14 protein-coding genes are annotated in these 25,144 nt (G+C 44.6%); 13 read left to right on the top strand and 1 reads right to left on the bottom strand.

Translation table 11 applies throughout. From position 1 onward, the window contains the following. Positions 1 to 54: 54 nt before the first annotated feature. From K401_RS0122835 to K401_RS31485, 7 genes are all read left to right on the top strand, one after another. On the top strand, positions 55 to 858 hold the full coding sequence (locus tag K401_RS0122835) for a hypothetical protein (RefSeq protein WP_024295119.1): 804 nt from the start codon (positions 55 to 57) through the stop codon (positions 856 to 858). Continuing rightward, the gene (locus K401_RS0122840) at positions 845 to 13,516 is read left to right on the top strand and encodes a right-handed parallel beta-helix repeat-containing protein (RefSeq protein ID WP_024295120.1); all 12,672 of its coding nucleotides are present in this window, start codon (positions 845 to 847) and stop codon (positions 13,514 to 13,516) included. The genes K401_RS0122835 and K401_RS0122840 overlap by 14 nt, the downstream gene beginning before the upstream one ends. A gap of 35 nt (positions 13,517 to 13,551) precedes the next feature. Further along, positions 13,552 to 14,142, top strand: coding sequence for a hypothetical protein (locus tag K401_RS32050; RefSeq protein ID WP_156882282.1), 591 nt, complete (start codon positions 13,552 to 13,554; stop codon positions 14,140 to 14,142). Positions 14,143 to 14,151: 9 nt separating this feature from the next. Continuing rightward, positions 14,152 to 14,928, top strand: coding sequence for a class B sortase (srtB, locus tag K401_RS0122850; RefSeq protein ID WP_024295122.1), 777 nt, complete (start codon positions 14,152 to 14,154; stop codon positions 14,926 to 14,928). After that, on the top strand, positions 14,918 to 15,796 hold the full coding sequence (locus K401_RS31480) for a peptidylprolyl isomerase (protein ID WP_024295123.1): 879 nt from the start codon (positions 14,918 to 14,920) through the stop codon (positions 15,794 to 15,796). The genes srtB and K401_RS31480 overlap by 11 nt, the downstream gene beginning before the upstream one ends. Before the next feature lie 4 nt (positions 15,797 to 15,800). Continuing rightward, a complete protein-coding gene (locus tag K401_RS0122860) occupies positions 15,801 to 16,280 on the top strand; it encodes a hypothetical protein (RefSeq protein WP_024295124.1) in 480 nt (159 codons plus the stop codon). Between the two features lie 153 nt (positions 16,281 to 16,433). Next, complete coding sequence (locus K401_RS31485; protein ID WP_051153020.1) at positions 16,434 to 16,715, top strand: hypothetical protein; 282 nt, start codon at positions 16,434 to 16,436, stop codon at positions 16,713 to 16,715. Positions 16,716 to 16,856: 141 nt separating this feature from the next. Here K401_RS31485 and K401_RS0122870 read toward each other — a convergent pair whose 3' ends face one another. Continuing rightward, positions 16,857 to 17,675: a MerR family transcriptional regulator gene (locus K401_RS0122870; protein ID WP_024295125.1), complete on the bottom strand. Its 819-nt coding sequence runs from the start codon at positions 17,673 to 17,675 to the stop codon at positions 16,857 to 16,859. A 276-nt stretch (positions 17,676 to 17,951) separates the two neighbouring features. Between K401_RS0122870 and K401_RS0122875 the strand changes: the two genes are divergently transcribed. The 6 genes from K401_RS0122875 (at position 17,952) to K401_RS0122900 (ending at position 25,120) form a co-directional block, all read left to right on the top strand. Continuing rightward, the gene (locus K401_RS0122875; RefSeq protein WP_024295126.1) at positions 17,952 to 18,734 is read left to right on the top strand and encodes a class B sortase; all 783 of its coding nucleotides are present in this window, start codon (positions 17,952 to 17,954) and stop codon (positions 18,732 to 18,734) included. 334 nt (positions 18,735 to 19,068) lie between these two features. Further along, positions 19,069 to 20,295: a response regulator transcription factor gene (locus K401_RS0122880; protein ID WP_024295127.1), complete on the top strand. Its 1,227-nt coding sequence runs from the start codon at positions 19,069 to 19,071 to the stop codon at positions 20,293 to 20,295. Between the two features lie 94 nt (positions 20,296 to 20,389). Further along, positions 20,390 to 21,448 (top strand): ABC transporter substrate-binding protein, encoded by a 1,059-nt coding sequence (locus K401_RS0122885; RefSeq protein WP_024295128.1) that lies wholly within the window; start codon positions 20,390 to 20,392, stop codon positions 21,446 to 21,448. Positions 21,449 to 21,546: 98 nt separating this feature from the next. Next, positions 21,547 to 23,076, top strand: a complete 1,530-nt coding sequence (locus K401_RS0122890; protein WP_024295129.1) for a sugar ABC transporter ATP-binding protein — start codon at positions 21,547 to 21,549, stop codon at positions 23,074 to 23,076. Beyond that, positions 23,073 to 24,107, top strand: coding sequence for an ABC transporter permease (locus tag K401_RS0122895; protein ID WP_024295130.1), 1,035 nt, complete (start codon positions 23,073 to 23,075; stop codon positions 24,105 to 24,107). The genes K401_RS0122890 and K401_RS0122895 overlap by 4 nt, the downstream gene beginning before the upstream one ends. Then, a complete protein-coding gene (locus K401_RS0122900; RefSeq protein ID WP_027352342.1) occupies positions 24,107 to 25,120 on the top strand; it encodes an ABC transporter permease subunit in 1,014 nt (337 codons plus the stop codon). Before K401_RS0122895 ends, K401_RS0122900 begins: the two co-directional genes overlap by 1 nt. The last annotated feature ends 24 nt before the right edge of the window (positions 25,121 to 25,144 follow it).

Genomic DNA, 25,144 nt, shown 5'->3' on the forward strand with positions numbered 1-25,144 from the left:
GCGGCTGACAGCCATGTACTTTATCAACAAATACATAGAACAGAGGTAGATATTATGGATAGAAAAAAGCTCCTGTTTTCATGGCCGATATGCAGCTTATTGATTCTGCTTGTTTGCTTTCCGGTCTGGGCGGACGGGAAAAGTTCAGGCGGTGGAGCTGTTCCGAAAGGAAATGGAGATACCGATATTATGGCAGGTGTAGTCGTTGATTATATGGGGAAAATGCGTTTTCTGGTTCTGGATATTGAATCCAATAATCCACTTGAAGGCGTGTCTGTAGAAATTTTCATCCCTAGCCTGAACCGTTATGTTTTGTTTGGCATGACAGACAGTAGCGGTATTTATGAGTTGGAGGTGGTCAATAGTACCGCTCTTTCTGCACCGGAAAGTGAACAGTTCATCAAAGATGGTGACAATTATATATCTAATGGTATGCTGGTGTATCTAAGCAGTAATAGAGTTCGGTACCGGGTTTATAAAGCGGGCTGGAATCCCTATCCCCGAAGTGGACGATATACATTGAAGGGTGGAAAGGAACCGGAGACGGTTACCATATATTTGTATCAGAGAAATGGCAATGATAGCGATGACGATGATGCAGGCTCTAAAAAGGTTGTTCCGGGAGAAGGAAGCATTCCTTTGGAAGAGCTGCCTTCTGAAATTCCGGATAAAATCCCTCCATTGAGCCACAGTGAGGGAACCTCCGGAATCCCTAAAACCGGTGTGGAAGGAGCTCTTTATTATTGGGCATTAGGCTTAATATTCTTTCTCCTTGCAGGAGGGGCAATCTGGAAATTGTCAAGGCCGGATACTAAGAGTAAAGAGACGAAAAGGAGAGAACAGAATGATAAAACTTAAAAGATTTACAGCCATCCTTTTATGCTTGCTTATGATCTTTCCCGCTCAGGAACTTATGGTTCTGGCAGAAACCACATCAAAAAACAATGAACAGATAGAGGAAATGTCTTCGTCAGATAAAATTGAAGACGGAACAGACGGGATAGAGGAAACTCTGCCATCAGACATAACTGAAGATGGAACAGATTGGATAGAGGAAACTTTGCCGCCAGAATCCGTTGAAGACGGAACAGACCGGATAGAGGAAACTTTGCCATTAGAACCAATTGAGAGTGAAGAAGGCCAAATAGAGGAAACCTCACCGTCAGAATCCATTGAAGACGGAAACCGGATAGAGGAAACTCTGCCATTAAAACCAATTGAGAGTGAAGAAAACCGAATAGAGGAAACTCTGCCATTAGAGCCAATTGAGCGTGGAGGGGAACGCATTAAGGAAACGTTGCCATTAGAACCTTTGACTGATGATGCTCATGCAATATATTGGAATCCGGGCGGTCAGCTGCCGGTGGTGTTAGCGACCGCATCAAATGCTGAAGCAACTGCATCCAATGCAACCATGTCCAATGCAACTTCAACCAAGGTAAGAATGGGGAGGGATACTGCCAATGGACGGAGTCCTGCAAAGCCTGTAAAAACTCTTAAAAAGGCAATTGAGCGTGCAGAAGAACTGATGGAGAAAGAAGAACTGGATCCTTCTGATATTACTATTTATGCAATGAATCCGATGGAGGTGAAAGACGGGGAACTGTATGTATTAAATGCAGGAAATATCCGCATAGCATCCTGGCCGGAACGCCCTTATGAAAGTGACGCGTTGTTTTATGTGAATGGCGGACAATTAACATTGACGAATGCTCTGCTTGAGGCAGAAGTTCCGGATTATGACCCTGATGATACAGAATTGGTTTATGTCCGAGGCGGTGTCCTTCAAATAGGTCAGAATGTCAATATTAATGGTTGCGTTGTAATGGATTATTGCAGTGAGCAGGAAAATATAGAGCGGAAAGAAGATACGGCATCTCCTTCTAACGCCGGGGATACAGATTACACGGCAGCGGCAGAAAATGAACGAATTGAGAAAATGCTTCCACTGAAACCGATGGCCTCAACCGCCAGTCAAACAAAGGCGGCAGGAGAAGCAGCCTTTGATATCGATAATTATACTTTAGATACCGATGAAGATAATATTGAACTGCTGGTGGATAAGGTGTCTGCAAGTACCTGGAAAGATCCGATTATCGAGTTGACGGAAGGATTTGACGGTGGCAGCGGCGAGTATCTTCTGAAACTGCGGGATGATGGCATGGCAGAATCACGGGAACTGGTGACAACCCTTTATGCGGATGAAGCAACTGAGGAAGAATTTTTGGACTATTTTACTCTGGCAGAATCCGATAACTGGAACCTGGAGGTCGAGACTGAGGCAGCTGTTCAGTTAAGAGATACTGGTTCAGAAAGTAAAATCATGTCCCGGTCTTTTACCTTTGAGGCAGATACATTGACCAGTAAGACTCTGATTGCAAGCCGTTCTATAGGTGAAGCAAAGGTTATTTACTGGAACCCGGGAGCAGCTATGACCATTGATGAGGAGGTTTATCCGGCAGGCGATGATGCATTATATGATGGATCAAACCCACGTGCTCCTCTTAAAACCTGGAGCGCAGCAGCCGAGGAGGCTAAAAAGTCCAATGGAATTGTTGTAGCCATGCGATCCCTGAACTTGGGGGATGAAAATGCTGGTGAATATTTGGAGCGGCTTCCCGATGGAGAGTTTTACCTGGCTTCTGCCGAAGAATCATTGATAACTCCACTTGGCACATGGAATTCCACCGCACAGCCGGCAATCATCATACCGGAAAACAAGACTCTGGTTGTAGAAAATCTTTACCTTGGAGGAATGTATGATAACAGCGGCAATGAGTCCGAAGCTCAGACGATCCTGGTAAATGAGGGAAATCTGATTATCGAAAAGAATGTCAGGACGGAAGAAAAGGGATACATTCAGATCAATGCTTTCCCAGATTTAGCAGATCATCCGGTACAGGTATGCAGTGTGGATAATATTCATGATGGTGATCTGAGAATATTCTTTGGCGGTATTAATAAGAACGTAGCTTACCGGTATGTGGATGTAGTGGTACCTGGCGGGGATTTGGCAGCATCAATCACCGATGATAATACAGACCCGATTGCAAAAGCAGATTCTGTGGGTCAGGCGCTGCTTGGCCGGATAAAACTGCACAGTAACAACCGGTCTGTGGCAAATCTCGGCCTTTCAAGTATTGACTGGTCACTGCGCCAGGATACTGGAGAGGATGACAGCATTGTAAATGCTCAGAATATTGAACTTTATGCAATTTATTATTTTGATGGTATTTATATTGATGGTGTAAACGGCGATGACAGAAATTATGGTTCATCTTGTGACTATCCGGTGAAAACCTGGACTAGAGCAAGAGCTATCTGGCAGATTGAGATGGCTAAAAGTCTGCAGGCCAGACAAGACGCAGCAGGTATGGCATTGGATAAAATTGAAGAAGACTTTCCGATGCCGGAAGTAATTTATATTTGCAATACTGTGACCATAGACTCTGCCGGTGAACCGGAATGGGAACTGGAAACCAGTTATGACTATGCGAGAGGTACTGACGTTACGACAGAGGTCGTATCTCATATTGATCAAATTGCAGGTCAGGGAGAGGGAAATACTGCACCCCGTCACGAAGTTCCAAAAACTTTGATCAAAGTAACAGGAAGCGGTGTTTTGAGCATACGAGACGTATTTATACGTAATATGGTGGATGACACTGACAGCGTTACGGTTAACGTAGAAGCAGGTGGAACGCTGAACTTAAGGGGAAATACCACTCTGAACGGAACACGGCTGAACAGTACAGAGTTTGACCAGAAGGATCTCACCCTGGGTAACCACGTAACGGTTACCGGAGGCAGCCGCTTTGTGATGGAAGCGGGCTGGACCGGTTCGATTGAGAACCGGGAACAAGGTGTGGTTGCTTCCGGAATCGGTACCACGGTTGAGATGAACAATGGTTTTATTCAGAAGAATAACTCTTATCGTACGGATTATTATACTGCCGGAATTACTGACCATAAGGCCGGAGGTGGTGTGGTTTTAAGTGGTGGTGCCCGGTTTACCATGAACGGCGGTTCCATTACCGGAAATCAGACCTATCAATATGGCGCCGGTGTTTATCTTGTGGATGCAGGGACCTCCTTTATTATGAATAAGGGGAAGATCACAGGTAACAGCATACTGACTTATCAGGTTTCAGGCACAAACAGCGGCGTACTGTTTTCAAAAGGAGTCGGTATATTTGCAGATACAGGTACAATCGTAAACATCGGTGATGGGAACGGGGAACAGGAAGATACAATAATCAGTAACAATAAATCATATTTTGCTTATGGTACCGGTATTTATGCGAATGGCAGCCTGAATATTGATCATGCAGCCATATCTGATAATGAAGCTGGCGGAAGATACAAAAGTTATACGAATGTTAATTTAGGAGTCGGAATTTATGTAGGGGCTGACGGTAAGCTTACGATGAATGCCGGGTTAGTGAATGGGAACCATGGTGCGTTTACGACATATGGCTACGTAAGAGGTGTAGGGATCTATATTGATGCCGGTACAAACAGTCATACCATCACGGGAAGTTCAATAACTACGAATCAAACGGGATATGAGTACTATACTGACTCTGATGTGTACAATTATAATCAGGGCGGAGGAATCTATCTTGCAGGCGGCAATACCCTTACGATAACAGATACAACGGTTTCAAATAACAGAGCCGGACGCGGCGGCGGAATCTATGCATACGGAAGCTCCGGAAAGGATATTGCTTTAACCTTAAAAGAAACCGTTATAGAGGAAAATGAAGCGAGATCATCTCGTGCCAGCAGCTATGGAGATACCGGAGGTATTTACTTCTATGGATATGGGACTCTTACTCTGGAAGATGGAACTAAGATTATTAATAACTCTGCAACAGTGAGTACCGGCGGACTTTACATAGGTGGTGCTTCTGCCGCGTCTGCCCATACTTATATGATGGCGACCACTCCGGGAGCAATTGAAATCAGCGGAAATAAAATCACCAATACGGGAAGCTACGGTACTTATGGCGGCGGGGTCACTCATAGCGGCGGCAGCTGGCATGCTGAGAATGTACGGATCAGCAACAATGAGGCGGTTACACAGGGCGGAGGTATCTATTCTTCCAGCTCAACCTCTTACTCTTATTTCAGGAACATGATGATCTCTGACAATCGGGCGGGGGATGGTGCTGCACTGGCAATTAGCAGCGGACGTTATTATATGAAGGACTCTTCCATTACAGACAATACTGCAACCAATCGGGGCGGCGGTATTTACACGTCAAGTACCAGTGCATATGTGTATCTGTCAGAATCAGAAGACGGAAAATTTGAAATAAAGGATAACCATGCGGACTATGGCGGCGGGATTGCTATTACAACTGGTTACTCATTTATGATGGATATTGACGGTCCGATCCAGAACAGTGCGGCTGTACAGGGAAGCAACTTCTATTTGAGCGGTTATGCATACATTGATATTTTCAAAGGACATTTTAAGCAGCCGGTTCCATCAAAACAGGTGGAGGGCGTGTACAATATCTATATTGATGATACATCAACCAGTACCTACAGTAAGAATTTTGATTTCAGTAAGGTGACCGCTGATAAGAAAGATGGAGCCAATCCAGATGTTATCTTTTTAAATTCAGGAAGCTCTTTCCTGACAGTACTTGCAGCGCCGCAAGATGATAATACGTCTTATGCAGCCTTTCCGATTGATTTAAACAGTGAAGTGTTTCAATCCGGCAGTGTAGTACTGAAACCATTGGGAAATTCTGCGACCCGGGCAATGCTGGAACCAAATCCTGATCTATCCGGATGGGTTCAGGTAAACCGGACATATCCTGCATTGTTGAGTGCAATGGGCAATTTAGATCATTTTCGCGGTGGTGAGCTGCCAAGAAGAAGTGAACTGGGCGGATTTAGAGATGCAGTTTACACCGCAAGAACGAATGTCATTATTGTTGGCCAGGGCGTGTATTTAGCAGGATATAAAAGTGATGGAACCGGGGGAAATGACAGCAATGGGGGGACTTCGCCGGCTGATGCGGTTGCAACGTTTGATAAAGCAAAAGAAGTTTTACAAAATAGGATTAACGAGACTTCGATTCATGAAAGTACCCTTTCGGAGGAAGAAAGAGAAGGCTTTGCACCATTTATCTACATTTGCGGTCAGGTGGATATTAATGCCAATGAATTCTGGGAACTTAATTATGAGGATCCGTTGTATACAGATGTAAATGAATATTATGCAATAGCGGAAGTACGCAACGGGACCCCGGTATATGAGCCGCAGGTGCGCCGGTTCGCCTCCTTTGTGCGGCAGCCGATGATTAAAGTAGGTAATGGCAGCAATACAGTGGCATTTACAACCGGAAGGCTGATAATTGATGGTATGGCAGATACTGTCGTTCTTGCTGATCAGAGTTCCTACAGCCCTGTGATCTATGGTTCAGCAGGTACTTTAGTGACGCTGACCGGAGATTCGATGATCAGAAATAATTACTACAGTGCACTGGACATTTATGGAGAAGTAACACTCAGCGGCGAAAATGGTGAAGTGAACAAGCAGCTGTATAATAACCAGTCGCAGTATACGGTCCGGTTGTATGGTTCAGCCAAACTGTCGATGCTGGGAGAAGCAAAGATTATCACAGATAATACGGTTGATAAAGTTGCCAGCTTTAACGGCTATGGTATATGGATGGGGGGAGCGGATGTCTCCGTATCTATAGAAGGAAACAGTGCTATTATTCAGGGACCGGGTTCCACGCTGCTGAATAGCTATCTGATTTATTCTACTTATGCTAATACCTCCGTTCAAATGAAGGAGAATGCCAGATTAGAGACCGGCAATGCCGTGAGCGGTGCTATCTATATTTCCGGCAGTGGTTCAGCAGTTGACATGTCAGGAGATGCAAGCATTGCAACGATGGAAGGTGCTTATTGGTCGTATGGCATTTACGGGGGGGCCAATTTTTCCCTTACGATGTCAGACCGGGCCAACATTACTTATGGAGGAAAACGCAATACAACGACCTATGGTATCTATCTGTCTCCCTCAAGTACGACAACGGCATCGGTAAAGATGCAGGATCATGCGGCAATTATACTTGACAGTACGGCCACAGGCACATCCTATTGGTTTTATGGAATCTCAGTAAACAACGGAATATCGCCGAAGGTTGAATTGTTAAACAATTCGAGAATTACTGGTAATCCCAATATTATGAGTCTTACCTGCGGGATTATTACAAACAGTTCTTATGCAAAAGATGTAATGATTTTACTGAATATGGAAACTGACGGATCCGAAGAAGAATCAGTTTCGATCACGGATATGAGCCATGGCATTTACCTGGGGGCGGCAGAGAACAGCACTGTTTCAATGGGAAAGAAGGCTCTGATTACTGGCGGGGCAGACGGAATATATCTGACTGGACGCAGCAGCACCACATCAACAGCTAATATTCTGATGAAAGATCACAGCAGGATTTACAAAACCACCTATGGTATTTACTTTTATCAGGTTAACAGCAGTCCGATTAACATCCGGATGGAAGACCATGCGGCGATCGAACAGAATAATATGGGGATCGCCGAGGCTACAGTGAACGGAAGTACTTCCTATGGAGCATCACAGGTGAACGTAGAAATGTTTGGTGACTCCAGAATATCCGGTAACTCCAGCTCAGGAATTCAATTGGTCCATACTCAGAACAACTGGTCAGAAAGTACTGGGTACCAAAAGATCACGTTAAATGACAATGCAATGATTGGCGGCAGTGATTATTACAGCAGCACGGATGCTGCTTCCGGAAATCAGGGAGCCGGAATATATGCCAACGGTCCGGTTCAGGTAACAATGAACGGAACGGCTAAAATTTCCGGAAATGGTACCAATGTTAATAATGGCAGCACAGCAAGTTCAGGGATTTACCTGACACGTTCAACATCTGCCTCCTATCACCGGGCCGGAACAGCAAGAATTACTTTAAATGATTTGGCCTCTATCTGTGATAATAAAGGCGGCGGTGTTTATGCAGCAACGATCGGCGACTCCACAACAAGCTATCACAATGAAGTCATCATTGAATTAAATGGAATGAAAGATGCTGGAGGCTTTTCCACACCGTCTATCCAGGGAAATACAGATGCAGTCTATTTAGGGGCTGATGCAATCTTGCGGCTTAAGGGGGAAGCACTGGTAAAAATCAGTGACAGTCCTTATTCCTCGAGCTCTTATGTTGCACGTGCAATTGATAATTATGGATGCATTGAACTGGATGGAAGAAGCTTAGTTAAGGGTCTGATTTATATGAACAACAGTACCAAGCCGATTACAATGACCCATGCTGCGACCGGTCAGACGCCAAAGTATGATTTGCATCTGGTGGAAGGCTTTGCCGGTAAGACAGTGGTTCAGCCTGATATGATTGGCATTACGGATCTTACGGGTGCGGGAAGCCAGCTGGCATATTTCCATAAGGCCAGTGCTGACGGAATGGCAGCCATGCGGCCGATGGTGGAGCTGTCACCAAATCTTGTGCTGCTGGGAGAAAATAATGTTTATCTGTCAGGCAGCGGGAATGATGCCAACTCTGGCAACACTCCATCTACAGCGGTCAAAACCTTTAAACGTGCCAGAGAACTGCTGCAGGGCGGAGGTTATTATACGACCGGAGCGAATATCATTATCTGTACTTCGACCGTTAATGTACTTGCAGAGGATGAAGACTGGTCATTTGAACCCGGAGGATTCGTAACGAATTCTCTGAGCGGGCAAAGATGGCAGCCGCTGGTAACCCGTTATGAAGGGTATGGCGGTATCCTGATTACGCTGTACGACAGCACCAGTACGGTTTACGCTTCTACCGTTACGTTTAAAAATATCACAATAGACGGCGGCTCAGCCAATGGTATTGTATTGACAACAGCTGTGAATGATCAATTGCTGATGGTTGGCAGAGGAAGGACCGCTGTCCTTGGAGAGGGCGCAGTATTGCAGAACAACAAGGCTGTAACGACTACCTATAGCAACACCTCAGCATTGGGTGTGAAGGTTTATGGCGGTATACTTGAGATAAGCGGTGGAACTATTCGGAATATAGTAAGAGAAACAAGCCGTAGTTTCAGTAGTTACTACTTTGCCTCTGCGGTAATGGTTCAGGGGGTCAGTACTTCTTATCCGGGAAATTTGATAATGAAGTCGGGGCAGATAATAAATAATGAACTAAATGCTCCAAATGCACAAGGTACCAGTGCACGTATCGGAACGATTTATATACACAGCACTGTTTCTGCTCCCAGCGGTATGGAGATGAGGGGCGGCCTGATCGAGAATAACAAGATTGTTTCAAGAAATACAAATCCGGGAGCAGCAGGTGCAATTGTAAATTATGATGGTGCTGTAACTATCAGCGGCGGAATTATCCGCGGAAATGAAGGAGGATGCGGCAGTGCAATTTTCCATCAGGGCATTAACAGTTCTTCCCAACTGATATTCTCCGGCGGGCAGATCAGCGGAAATACGACAAATGCAACCGGACAGCAGTCTATCAATAAGTACTCGCCAATTTTTGTCATGCAGAAGGGGTTCGAACTGAGCGGCGGCGGTGCGGATATCCGTGACAGTATTTATTTATACCAAACCTTAAGTGCCATTAAAATAAGTGATCATATTTATCAGACCGGACGTTCCTATCATATATACTTAAATCAGGGAATCAGCTACTTTAGAAAAGGCAGTGTAGTTGTAGAGCCGGATGGCAATAAGGTAACAAACGTCGGTTCCTATCTCTCATATTTTGATGTACGTTCAAATCCGTATGTACTGGATCAGGGAAGAACCAGTAACCTTGCCGGAAACGTGAGCGGGGTAAAGGAAGAACAATGCTTAATTCTGATGAAGGCAGTTTATCTTGATTCGGTAAACGGGAAAGATACAAATACAGGTTTAAAACCGAGCCAGGCCGTAAAAAGCTTTACCAAGGCCAAGAGTGTGGGGGTATTAACGACTCATGGAACGACGGAGCATTATGTGATTTACATATGCGGCAAGGCGATTAATACAAGCAGTGAAAGTGTCTGGACATTACCGGAAACTGCTTATATGTGCCGCTATACCGGATTCCAGGTTTATGAAAGCGATGGAATTGAAACACCGGAGCTTGAGCGGGCATATTACGGCTGCTTGATTCAGCCGGACTATAACCTGACATTGAAAGATATCGCGATTCAGGGACGCAGAAGTACAGACAGTACGGTAAACAATGGTGACAGTATTGTGAATATTCTTACAGGGATCAATGTAACGGTAGAAAGCGGCGCAGTCTTTTCAAATAACAACAACATCGGCAACTATATTGCCGAAGATGGATTTGTGGATAACTTAAGTTCAAAGGGCGGTGCCTTCCAAGTAGCCGAACGGGGAATCCTGACAATCAATGGCGGAGAGATAAAAGGTAATAATGCAACTTATGGAAGTGCAATTTATCTCAATGCAAGTGAAAGCGATCCATCATCCCTCGGACAGTTGTATCTGACCGGTTCGCCGGTCATATCCGGAAAAGTATATTTAAATGGTACGGCTAATGTTACTTCGGCGTATATACAGCCGGATGCTGCTTATATTCCTTCATCAGCATTACAGATTTCTGTCAGCAATGATTATAATGGCCGTCCGTTGATCAGATATAAAGACGGTGCCGTGCCGGGTGAGACAGAGCTGAAATATTATTCTTTTGATGATGCGATCAAGGCATTGTATGATATTGTGAACAACAGTTCCAATGCTTCCATTCTGGAATTGAGTCTGAGAAGGGTAATTTATCTGGATGGTCAGAATGGGTCAGATGACACGGGGAATGACGGAACAACTCCGGAAAAGGCGTTTAAGACATTAAAACGTACCTTTGAGGCGATTGGAAATCAGGCAGGTACCAATGGTGTTCTGATTTATATTGTGGATACTTTGGACATCACTGGGGGAACCAGTGAACCATCTGATATTCAGCTAATGAATATTAAGGTTTACAATAGTGACGGAACCTCCCATTATGAAGGATATTATAAGGATCCGGGTGAGACTGTTAATATCCGGGGGCAGGTATATTTCAAACGATATTCCCAGCCCAAGGGGTATGCTGCTGCTGATCCTGTTTATGATGGATTTAGCAACGAAACATTGCTTGACAGTTTATTCTATATCGGCAATGGCGGTAAACTGACTTTAAGCGGTATTTATCTGGATGGACATTCGATCAGCAGTGACAGCATTAATCCAACCTTAGTGGCACCGGCTGTAGTGGCTCAGGCCCCGCTGATTACCGTAAAAGGAAGCGGTGTACTGCAATGTTACCGTGCGGAGGGCGTGAGCAATGGCGTTCCTACCGCAACACTATTTATTAACAATTTTAATGAAAAAAACAAAAATGGACCGGAATACATCGTCGGCCATCTGAATGATTCTGATATTATGGAAGGCAGCAGCGCGGGTATTGAGCTTTTAGATGATGGTACCTGTATTCTTGAATATACGGAATTTTCCAACCTTTCATTAGACGATCATGTGATTTCCGGAGGTACAGATGTATACAGCAATGGAAACCTGCATTTCAGCCGTTATACGAACTTTGGCGGAAGTGTGTTCCTGGAGGGATTCGGAACCAAAGATGCAAACCATGATACCAGCCGTTATCTGACTGTAGATGTGTATGGTACTCCAATACAAAATAATTTCCATGTTATGGTGAGAGATCCGTATATGGGAAGAGATATGGTTCATTATCAGGCGGGAATCAATGCAACAGCCAATGATGCCGGTTATTTCCTGCTGGAAGAGCGGGTAAAGGATTTCTTCTGTCTGTCAAACCGCAGCGGATATCCGAATATCCTGGAGCTGCAGGTGCCGGTAGCCGTTTATATTGACGGAACAAACGGTATTGACGACCAGGGAGACCGGTTTGCCGGTTCGACTCCGAAGTTTCCTGTAAAAACGTTGGCAAGAGCTTTTGAGTTATTAAAAACCCGGGGTGGAAATACTGTTTATGTAGTCGGTACCATCCAGGTAAACAGTGATATCCAAATGACGGGACAGTCTTATATCGGCACAGGTGGAGCTGTTATGCTGGGCAGTACCAATAAGATTAACATTGTCCGATATATACAGCCGGATTTTGCAATTGATGATCCGGCGGCCGCAGCAACAGCGGAATATGATGTGGAGGATTTTACCGGTGCATTGCTGAATGTCAAGGATGGTGCAACTGCCCAGTTCAGTGCAAACGTATACTTTGACGGACACAGTGAACCGAAGACCAGTACTGATCTTCCGGTCGGTGCGGTTGTAAGCCGTAACGGTGAGGCAAAGGCCCCGCTGATAACTGTTGAAAAAGGCGGAGCTTTGAATCTTCTGTCGAATGTAACCCTTTATAATAATAACAATACTTATGATCTGGAAACAGATCTTAATGGCCAGCATGGCGGTGCCATCTTAAACAGCGGCACGACGACGGTTGATAGTACTCTCTTTGAGAACAACAAGGCCGCGAAAGGGTCTGTAGTATATCAGGACGGTACTTTTATGATCGTAAGTGCTCCGGAAAAACTGGATGGTCATCAGAATACATTTTACCTGACCTCTGTGAATACCGGAACGGAAGAAAATCCTGTCTGGGGAACTGACCACGTGATTCAGACGGCAATAGCAATACCGGCGAATCAGATTTTCGACATTGATATGGATCATGGAGTAAAAGGCAGAGATGTGGTGCGGTTTACCAGCAGTTCGGCTTATCATCCCAATGCGGACGCGGAGCATGAACATTTCCATTTGGGAAGTACGGTATCAGAGAACTTATTCCTGGTAGAAGCTGAAAGCGATCCGGATGTTCTTGAATTGCAGGACTGGGAAATTTTAAAGGTTGAAGTACCGGCTGACATTTACCTGGTCGTACGTCGGAGAGGTTCTTATGACAGTACGAACAAATTAATGAGTGTTAATGATTCTTCTGCAGTCACTGATCTGTTTACCGCACCGGAGTATATGATAAAAAACAAGGGAATCTATGACGCGAAAGTATCCATTACCGGATTTGAAAATAAGACGATGGAGACAGGGATTACAGCTGACCCGTCTTATCTGATGAATCTGACCGCCAGTGCGGCTGTAACAACAGCTGAGAATGATTTGTACCTGGCCGTAAAAGGTTTAGATGATGCAAGCGGCGGCACGGGATTTGATATCCCGGAGACTTCGCTGCAGCCTTATGCAGAAGCTACGGTCACTGCAGCACCGATTGTACTGGGAACTTTGAAAACGCAAACGTCCGGTAACTTTACCTTTGTAGGAGCCGTAGGTAATGGGTTTGTGGATAAGTATATGGATGCCTCCTTCCCGATTGAAGGATCTACCAAGGCTGAAGTACAAGAATACATGGACGGAACTTCTAACTCCGGTGCAGTCAATGCCAGAGCAAAATATCTGATGAAATATAAGGTAGAGATTGTTCCGCCAAGAAGGTCTCCTTAACACAGTCGAAAGAGAGGGTTTTAGCGTTGGAAGAAATGAACGAAACACAAATTACACAAGAGAAAGTCTCTGAAAAAGACCCTGCATCTGGCAGTATAAGCAATAATAGAGGAGGGAGGAAGGGCAAGAAAAAAGCCCTTCTTCTGATCCTGCTGTTGTTTATCGCTGCAGGTGGTGGATATTGGTGGTATACACAGAATCAGGTGATGGATGCGACAACCAAATACTGGTTTGACAAGTTGGCTCAGGATGGTTCTTTGCAGGGAAAAACACCGACAGAAGTTCAGGGGATTCTGAATTCCGTTGTGGAAGAAGGCATGTTTAACGTATCCATGAATGCCAAAGCTATTTTTAACGATGCAAAAAGTGAAGGTTCTATTGGTCTGGAGAATATTCCGGAAAACCGTTATTACTGCCGTGTAGTAATTCGAAGAGATGATACAAATGAAGTGTTGTATGAGAGTCAGGGTCTAAAACCGGGACAGTATATTGATAAGATAAAGTTAAAACAAAACCTTCCGCCCGGAAACTACGATTGTACTGCCCAGGTAATAGCGACCGATCCGGAGTCTTTGGAGGATATCGGACAGGTTCAGGTAAAGATTCAGGTTCTTGTACTCAATTAGGATATGTGGATGAAGAATAAACGATTACTATTTCGTGGACTGTCCTTATTATGTTTGGCTGGAGTTGTTTTTTGCGGCTGGAATTTTTATCAGGAGATGAACCCCAGGGTTTGTGCCGAGCAGGCATATGGCCAGATAAGAGTGATGGCATTCGGAGCTTCCGTTGATGGTGATAAGGATATTAGAACCGTAGATACACGTACAAGGAAAAGGCCGGATTTTGAGACATTGCTGCAATGGAATCCAGATATTACAGGATGGATCTGGTTGCCGGAATCCGATATTGATTATCCGGTAGTACAGGGGGGAGATAATGATTATTATCTGAATCATACTGCTGATGGTGTGAGAAGTATCATTGGTTCCATTTTCATGGATAGCCAAAACCGGAAAGAGTTTCAGGATGATGTGACTGTTCTGTATGGGCATCACATCAGAGGAGGGCGGATGTTCTCCTCCCTTTCCGGGTATAAGACACAAAGTTATTATGAGGAGCATCCAGTTCTGTATTTGTATACTCCTGATAAGGATTATCGGGTAGACTTATTTGCCGGAGAGATACTGGATGGCCAGAAAGGAACATTTCCGATTGTATTTAAACATGCAGATGCACGGGAGAGGTGGTTAAAAAAGCTTTTGGATTCTTCCACATTTGAAAGTCCGGTTGCAGTAGGAGAAAATGAAAGAATACTGGCACTTTGTACCTGTTCCTATGAATATAACGATGCCAGATATGTAGTATATGGAATTTTAAGTGATATGGAGGAAGAACGGTATGACAAATAAGAGTAAGATAATTCCACTGGTATGCCTGGCTGTTTTGCTGGTCACCGGCTGCGTAAAGAAACAGAGTTATGCAGAAGTATCTCCGGATATTGCAGACAATTTTCCTATTCAGGCAGAACCGGCAGAGAATCCACAATTAGCAGAATCCCATGGACCTTACGCAATTCTCCATACTACGGCTGGAGATGTTACCATTCTACTGTATCCACAGCAGGCTCCCAAAGCAGTAGAGAATTTTATCGGTCTGGCAAAAGAAGGTTACTACAACGGCAGCTTGTTCCATTACGCAAAACGGGGTGAACTGACCCAAGGCGGAAAACCGGGAGATCCGGAAGCAGAGGAAAGAAGCCTTTGGGGGGATCCATTTGAAGATGAGACTGACAATGGGCTGTATCATTTTAAAGGTGCGGTTGCAATGGCCGGTGACGGAGGCATTACCCGCAACAGTAATTTGAGCCAGTTTTATCTTCTTATAAGGGAGGACACCCCGGAAGATGACCGGATTGTCCCGGCTAACTGCTATATGAATGATTTGATGAATATGCGTCTGAAAGACTTAGAAGAGCTTGGTAAGGAAAAACCGATGAGTGAAGAGGAAATTCAAAAATTTGAGGACGATTTAAATGGGGAAATTCAGGCCATTGCAACCGATGGGATACCAAGCGAATATGAAGCTAAGTATGCACCTGTGGGAGCGAGATACCGCCAGGTCGGTGGTGCCTGGGGACTGGATTATGGGCATACGGTATTTGGTCAGATTGTCGAAGGGCTGAATGTGGCAGAGGCAATTACCCAGGTAAAGGTATCAGCCGAAGAACGAAAGCCAAAGAAAGATGTGGTGATTGAGAGCATTGAAATCATTGAGTAAAAATATGAAAACCATATTGGCCGGTGCGATGATTGCCATTGCTGTGCTGTTCATTGCCGTCTGTATTCAGTATGGCAGCAAGGAGAGAGCGTATCCATTTGCAGAGGAAGCAAAGGATGGAGAATATGTACGCCCGACCCATGAACCGGGGCAGGGCGGGGATCAAAAGGAAAGTTCTTATTTTACCGTTCAGGTAAACGCTGGTCCGACGGTATCAAGGGCAGGCAGTCGCTGTAATCTGATGATTGGAAATCCGGCAGAAAATGAGCAGTATGCAAAGGTGAAATTGATTCTGGATGATACGGGGGAAGAATTGTTTTGCTCAGAAATTCTGAAACCGGGAGAACGGAATGCTTATGTAGATCTGGGACAGGTACCAGAAACAGGGGTGCATAGAACAACTGCCGTATTCATGATATATGACCCGGAGAACATGGAAAAAATTACGGAAATTGATGCAAGTGTTTTATTGACGGTCAAATGACAGGCTTATCCCTGGAAGTCCAAATAAGTGAGGATATAAAAACGAGCCGGACATTGTCTTGGTCAATGGGGAAGTTGTAATAGAAAAAATATATTTGATATGGCTGATCTTTTAATGTACGAATAGAAGAAACTCAAAAAGGAGAGCGAATAAATGAGAATAGCGATTCATTCATTCACTGTAGTACTAATCTTGGCTGCTGCAATGTGGTTACAGGTGTTTCTCTCAAAAAAAGTAAGCAAGTGGCTGGGCTTAATATTACCGTTTATTTCTTTTGCCTATTCATTATGTATGGGGTTCTCCGTTGCCAAATCTGACGGTATAACCGTATGGAATAATTTCAATTTAATTATGTCTACTTTTTTAATAACGAATATCCCAACCATAACTCTCTTAACTATATATTTTGGATGTCATAAAAAAAAGGAAAAATAAGTATGCAGGATTTAGAATAATAAATGGTGTTTAATTGAACGTGTAATTTATTTCGTGTAAACCAAATGGATTGGTGAAAAAATGTTTGTAAGACTGCAAAAACCGCCTGCAAATTGTAAGCGGTTTTTACATCTGTAATCATTATTTCTTTTTAACTGGACAGCAAACCTCGGTTACTAATTCGTCGGGATTCTGTGTTTGAGCAGGGCTGACATGATAAATACAGAACATTGCCCCGTTAAATTCATAACCATTGTCATTCACCCAATTAGCCACTGCATTGTTTACTGCGGTGAGCTGCTCATAGCTGCCTTTGTAGGTTGCCGAGGCAATCTCCACTGCAGGTGCGGTTTTAAATACAACGTGTTCCGTATCATGATAGCTGCCTTTTACCGTGATTTGTATTTCCACATCCACATCGCTTTCCTTGTAGCCCTCATCATGAAAAATAGCGAGGCTGCAGCAATTGTCGGCAGGCTGTAACGATAGAGGAGCTGTCTCCGTCATCATAAGGTTCCACAGGATTCCTTCCTGATTGTAGGAAGGGATTACCTTTCGTACACTGGCAACGTAGCGTTCCGGTAAATTCTTTAATGTAACATTGTAATTCATAGCCGTATCATCCTTTCTCAGCCGTTTAATGGCTGTATCAAGGAGCAGTAAACGGCGGCCTGTTTCTTCGGCTTCTGCCTGTACCTCAGCCTGCTTCACCGCCAGAAAATCAGCCAGCTTCTGCGGGTTATCATAGCTCTTTAAGATTTCCCCGATAGCCGCGAGACTGAACCCCATATCCTTAAGTGCTGTGATTCTGCCCGCAACAGGCAGCTGATCCTCGCCGTAGTAGCGGTAGCCTGTAAAGTTATCTGTGGTTTTCGGTACCAGCAGGCCAATGTCATCGTAATGCCGCAGCATCCGTATACTGATCCTTGAAAGTTTTGAAAAATCACCTATTTTCAGCATTTTGGTTTCCTCACATATATGTGTTTTTTGAGCTCAACTATATGATATAGTATACCATAATGTGAGAGTCAATGGGGTTTTATAAATTATTTGCGCTATGTTTTTGCACCAACATTAGGAACCAAATTCGTTCTTCAAAAGGAAGAAAATTTAATACATAAAAGCTATCATTCAGTGCCCGGATTTTAACGAAGGCATTTTTTAAAGTATACTTTAAAGGGATTATTGATGATCAGGCAATACAACTAAAGTAAAAGTGGAAAGGCGGTAAGAAACATGAATATAAAGAGAAAATTCCTTATTGTCTTTTCCCTTCTTATTTTAACCTGCTCATTGTCCGGGATTGGGAGCAGTCTGCTGGAAGATTATCACTTAAAAATCCAGCAGAAGGAATTGACTCAGTTGACTGGGAACAGGGAGACAGCAAAAGCCAGCTTGGAATCAATGCCAGATGACCGTTCCAAAGAGCAGCATGAAACAGCCATCCTTCCAGCTTATGAGGAACTATATGAAAAAAATCCGGATATGGTTGGATGGCTGAAAATTGATGGCACCCAGATCGATTATCCTGTCATGCAGAACCGGCAGGAGGAAGAATATTACCTCAGTCATGGTTTCGACAAAAAAGAAAATAAAAATGGTCTTCCTTTTTTGGATGGGCGTTGCAGAATACAGGGATCAGACATTTTACTGATTCATGGACATAATATGAAAAGCGGCCTTATTTTCGGAGAATTGACACGGTATAAAAAGGAAAGTTTTTATCAGGATCATCCTACTTTCAGGTTTGACACGCTTTATGAAACATCGGAATATGAGATTGTTGCAGTTATTCTTTCTAAGGTTCACCTTAAATCTGAGGATGTTTTTAAATACTATCAATTTGAGAAGATTGAAACACCTGATGAATACGATTCCTATATCAGCAATATTAAGAAGCTTGCTCTTTATGATACAGGCGTTTCTGCAGAATATGGCGATGAACTGATCATATTGTCAACTTGTGAATACTCAACGGATAACGGAAGATTAGCGGTAGTTGCCCGAAAAATGCAGTAAACCATAAAGATGCAGCCAATCGGCCTGTATCCTTGTTGTCTTTTGGCTTTGCTTTTTTGTATATATAATCTTTAATTAAAACCAGAAAGGTGGAAATTGGGGTGGAAAAAGTTGTTACAAAGCTGAGAACAAAGACAATGTTAGCCAAATAATAAAAGTGTAAATTCCATATGATTTTTCCAAGGCATAATTTAAATCCCATCACGGGATAGAACGGAACAATGGAGGATAAGGCAGAAAGCCTTACCCTCCATTTCCCTATCCTGCATAAATACAGTTACAACGGAAAAAATGTGCTATAATAGGAACAAATAATATTTCAGGAGGGGTACCTATGGGGTATAAAGTACTGGTGGCAGATGATGAATATATCATTCGCAGGGGGATTATCAGTTTTTTGCGGCAATACGGCGATTTCGAGCTGGCAGCAGAAGCCGAGGATGGAGAGATGGCGCTTGAACTGGCAAAAAGCATTTCTCCGGATGTTTATTTTGTTGATATCAACATGCCATTTTTAAATGGCCTCCAATTCATAAAAAATTTAAGGGATATAAACCCCAGGGCTGTAGTCGTGATCATTACCGGATATGACCGGTTTGAATATGCCAGAGAAGCTCTGAAACTGGGGGTTTTTGAGTATCTTCTCAAGCCTTTGATGGAGGGCCCTTTTGATGAGATGATGAAGCGGGTCCGGGAAAGACTGCAGAGGGAGGAAAGCGAAGATAAATATCTGGATTGGGCCAGGAGTATGCTTGCGCAAAACCGTACCTATCTTGCTTCCAACTTTTGGCAAAAGGCTCTGGAAGGGCATTATACCAGAGAAGAGATCAGGGAACGTTCCCAGTACTTAAGCTTATCACTTCCGGAACCCTTTACTGTCACGGTTGTTTCTCTGGAATATTTGAAAATGGAAGACGTCAAAAGCACCTGGAATGAAGATTTACTTTTTTTTGTTGCTGAAAATATTGCAAATGAAATGTTTCACGGACTTGAAAATCCCTGCAGCTGCCAGGACCGGCATGGAAATCTGGTGGTGATCTCAAAGACTGCTGCCCAGGAAATTGCAGAGGAGCAGGTGGAGACTTATTGCAATATGCTGGAGTCCCATCTGCCGGTGCGCAGCTTGGTAATTCAGGTAAACGGAGATGATTATGGAGCTTTGGCTGAAACCTATGAAACGGCAGTCAGCCGCTTAAAGGAGCTGGAAACCGGTTCTTCTGTGATAAAGGATGTGAAGCTCTATATTGAGGACAACTATTCACGGGAGGATTTTTCCTTTCAGGATGCAGCTGGCCACGTGAATCTTTCTGTTCCCCATTTAAGCAGGATGTTCCGCAAAGAGATGGGAGTCACCTTTATCGATTATTTAACCAGCGTCAGGATCCGCAAGGCCATTGAGCTTTTACATAACGGAGAAATGAAGATCTACGAAATTGCAGAACTGACCGGGTATGCAAACCAGCATTATTTCAGCAATGTGTTTAAAAAGAATTTAGGGGTCAGCCCTGCAGAATACCGCAGGCTGATTAAAAATGATAACCAAACCTCCCCCATGCAATGATTTTATACCTTTTACTCAAATTATTGCAAAGACTTTAGTTCCTCCTTCCGGCATAATAAATGTATCGTTAAACAAAAAAAGGAGGATCATCAAAATGAAAAAAAGATTTTTAAGCGTTCTTCTGTGTGCTTCCATGGCAGCGGTTTCCTTAGCAGCCTGCAGCAGCGGAGCCAGCAGCTCTACCGCGACCACAGCCGCTCCCCAGACTACGGAGGCCCCGGCTGAGACCACGGCAAAGGCAGAAGAAACCACAGCAAAAGCTCCCGACGCAGCAGGAGAAAAGCTGGTAGTTGGTTTTGCCCAGATCGGTCAGGAGTCCGGATGGCGTGACGCGGAAACCCTTTCCATTCAGACCTATGCGTCTGAAAACGGGGATAAGGTGGAGCTTCTTTTTGCCGATGCCCAGCAGAAGCAGGAAAATCAGATTAAAGCCATCAAGAACTTCATTGAGCAGGGTGTGGATGTCATTGGCCTTGCCCCTGTCGTAGAAACGGGCTGGGACCAGGTATTTGCCGAGGCAAAAGAAGCAGGGATTCCGATCATTCTTCTGGACCGGAGAGCGGATGTCAGCGAAGACTTATATGCAACCTTTATCGGTTCTGACTTCATTGAAGAAGGCAAGATGGCTGCAAAGGAAATGGCAAAGCTGCTTGGAGAACAGGGAAAGATTGTTGAGCTGGAAGGAACCGTAGGTGCTTCCGCAGCAACTGACCGTAAAACCGGATTTGACGATGAAATCAAAGCAAGCTATCCGGGTATTGAGATCGTAGCTTCCCAGACCGGTGATTTCACCAGGGCTCAGGGAAAAGAGGTTATGGAGTCTTTCTTAAAATCCAATAAGGATATTAAGGGTGTTTACGCACACAACGACGATATGGCACTTGGAGCAATCGAGGCAATCAAAGAGGCAGGATTAAAGCCGGGCGAAGACATTAAGATCGTTTCCATCGACGGTGTCCGTGGAATCTTTGAGGCAATGGCAGCCGGAGAGGCAAACTGTACCGTAGAGTGTAATCCTCTGCTTGGGCCGCTTTTATTTGAAACGGCGGCAAAGCTGAAAGCAGGCCAGTCTGTTGATAAATGGGTAAAATCGGTAGACGGCGTATTTACTGCTGATATGGCAGCTAAGGTACTTCCGGACCGCAAATATTAAACCGCGGGGTTGTTGCAAAAGTAAATCATTATTTTTGCAGCAGCCCTTTTTATATCAGAGGAGATGCCCTCTTAATTTGAAAGCGAGGAGGAAACACCATGAGTGCTGGGAACCAGCTGTTGACAGCGAGAAATATATCCAAGGCCTTTGGGAAAGCGGTCATTGCTTTATCTGATGTACAGTTTGATTTGAACCGGGGAGAAATACATGCCCTGTTAGGGGAAAACGGTGCAGGAAAGTCAACTCTCATTAAAGTGCTGACAGGAGTGGAAGCCAAGGATCATGGGGTCATTGAGCTGGAAGGGAAACAGATCAATCCCAGATCCACACAGGAAGCGCAAAACCAGGGAATTTCAACGGTATACCAGGAGGTCAATCTTTGTCCCAATCTTTCCGTTGCGGAAAATATTTACATTGGGCGGGAACCAAGAAACCGGTTTGGAACAATTAATTGGAAAAAAATCAATGCCGATGCCAGTGAACTGCTGGAGAAATTTGATTTACACATAAATGTTACAAAAAATCTGGATCATTACTCTGTGGCAATCCAGCAGATGGTGGCCATTGCAAGGGCAAGCGATATTGATGCAAAGGTTCTGATTTTAGATGAACCCACCAGCAGCCTTTCCTCCGCTGAGGTGGAAAAGCTGTTCCAAATCATGAGAAAGCTCCGGGGGGAGGGCATGGGAATCATTTTTGTCACACATTTTCTGGATCAGGTTTATGAGATCACTGACAGGATCACCGTGCTGCGGAACGGAAAATACGTGGGAACCTATTTGACAAAAGAGCTGCCCAGAGTAGAGCTGGTGGGAAAAATGATAGGCAAGGATTACGCGGGACTTAAGGAATCCATGAGCGCAAAACGGCCGGAGGAAGCAAAGGAACAGGAGAAGGAATCCTTTATTGAACTGGTCAATGTCAGCAGCCCCGGCACTGTTAAGGGATTCGGGCTGGAGGTAAGAAAGGGAGAAGTTCTGGGATTTTCCGGGCTTTTAGGTTCCGGGCGGTCGGAAACAGCCAAGGTTTTATTTGGGATAGATCCTATAAACGAAGGGGAAGTAAATGTAAAAAGTGAAACGGTTTCCCTTCATTCACCCTTGGATGCGATAAGAAGTGGAATTGCTTTCTGCCCGGAAAACCGAAAGACAGAAGGAATTATCGGAGAACTTTCCATCTGGGAAAATGTGATCCTTGCCCTTCAGGTAAAAAAGGGAATTTTCCATAAGATTCCCAGAAAAGAAGCGGAAGAGCTGGCAAAGGAATATATTGAAAAGCTTCAGATCAAAACACCGGGAACAGAGCAGCTGATTAAGAATTTAAGCGGCGGAAACCAGCAGAAGGTGATTCTCGCCAGGTGGCTTGCCATTGAACCGGAGTTTTTAATGCTGGACGAACCAACCAGGGGAATTGATATCGGAACAAAGGCCGAGATTCAGAAAATCGTCATGGATCTTGCGGGAAAAGGGATGGCTGTGCTCTTTATCTCATCAGAGATTGACGAGATGCTCCGCTGCTGCACCAGGATGATCGTGCTCCGGGATATGAAGCAGGTAGGAGAGTTAAAGGGGAAAGAAATATCAGAAGAAGCGATTATGCGGATTATGGCTGGAGGTGAAGCATCATGAGAGAAACCTGGAATCGTTTATCAGGAAAGCAGTATTTCCGCCCGCTGGTCATTTTTATCATGATTCTTCTATTTAACGGTATTGTCAGCAAGGGAGAATTTTACACCCTGTCCATTGTGGATGGGCATTTATACGGACGTATCATTGATATCGTAAGAAATGGAAGCAAGCTCATGATACTGGCAGCGGGCATGACCATGATACTGGCAACAGGAGGAACCGATATTTCCGTTGGCTCCATCATGGCCATCAGCGGAGCCATTGCCTGCAGCATCGTAAACGGGAACATTTTCCCGGATTTAAACGGAAATGTTGCCGCAGCGATCATTGTCGCAATCCTTGCAGGCATTGCCAGCGGAATCTGGAATGGTTTTTTAGTAGCAAAGATAAAGATTCAGCCGATTGTGGCTACCATGATCTTAATGGTGGCAGGGCGGGGAATCGCCCAGCTGATCACCAGGGGAAAGATCGTTACGATCACCTCTGATGCCTATTATTTTATCAATGGCGGCTATGTTTTCGGATTGCCCTTTCCCTTGTTTCTTGTGGTTCTTCTGGTGGGGCTTTTGGTGATATTTACGGGAAGGACGGCATTTGGCCTGTTTTTGGAATCTGTTGGCTGCAATCCAACTGCCTCTAAGTATGTGGGCATTAAGGTTGACCGGATGCTCTTTGCCATTTATACGCTTTCCGGAGCCTTTGCCGCTGTGGCAGGCTTGATTGAAAGCGCGGGGATCAAGGGGGCGGACTGCAACAATGCCGGGCTGGGAATTGAAATGGATGCCATTCTTGCCGTAGCAATCGGAGGAACCAACTTAATGGGCGGGCGTTTTTCCATTCCGGCCAGCGTGATAGGGGCACTGATCGTACAGAGCATCACCACAACCGTACTGGCGTTGGGTGTTCCGGCCGCCTATATCCGGGTGTTAAAGGCATTGCTGATTATTATCATCTGTCTGTCCCAGTCAAAGCAGTTTAAGGATCTGGTCATCAAGCGTAAAATGATAAACAGAAAGGTGGTTGGCAGCTGATGGAGCAAACGGGAAAAAGAAAAAGGTTACACATCAATAATATTTCGCTGGTTATCACCGTTGTGCTGTTTGTCCTGATGTTTCTGTTTGGTTCTGTAAAGTACAATAACTTTTTATCTTTATCAACCTTTTTAAACCTCTTTAATGACAATGCATACCTGATGATAGCGGCAATTGGGGCGACTTTTGTGCTCATAAGCGGGGGAATCGATATTTCCATTGCCTCCACCATCGCATTTACAGGTGTTGGCTCCGCTTACTTACTGGAACGGGGAGTTCCGGCGTTTCTGGTAATTATTCTGATGCTCCTTGCAGGAATTATCGTAGGCTGTACCCAGGGGGCTTTGATCCACTATTTTAAGCTCCAGCCGTTTATCGTGACTTTGGCGGGTCAGTTTTTGATGCGCGGGCTCTGTGTTGTGATCAGTGAACGTTCCATTCCCATCAGCGATCCGTTTTTTAAGACCATGGCTCTTGGAAAGGTAACGGTTCGGCTGGGGGAAGCAAAAGCGTGGAACGGGAAGATTTATTATTACGTATTTATCCTTGTGATTGTTTTTGCAGCTGCAGTCTATACCCTGAGATATACAAAGTTTGGAAGGTGTTTATATGCCCTGGGAGGCGGTGAAACGTCTGCCAGCCTCATGGGATTAAATGTAGCCAGAACGAAAATTGCGGCATACGGGATCAGCAGTTTTTGCGCTGCTCTCGGAGGAATCGTGTTCAGCTTTTATACTCTGGCAGGATTCGGACTTCAAAATCTGGGCCTGGAACTGGATGCGCTTTCCTCAGCAGTGATCGGCGGAACCCTGCTTACGGGGGGCGTGGGCACTGTGGCGGGTACGGTTGTGGGCGTTATGATAGAGGGAATTATCCAGACAATCGTTACATATCAGAATTTAAATACCTGGTGGACCAAGGTTACCATTGCTGCGCTTCTCTGCTTCTTCATTGTAATTCAGAGGGTCATTGCAATCCGTGCAGAAAAATCAAAGGGGAAGAATGGGCAATAAGGCAAATAATACGGTTGTAAGAAG

Source organism: Lacrimispora indolis DSM 755 (genome assembly GCF_000526995.1).
Classification (GTDB): Bacteria; Bacillota; Clostridia; order Lachnospirales; family Lachnospiraceae; genus Lacrimispora; species Lacrimispora indolis.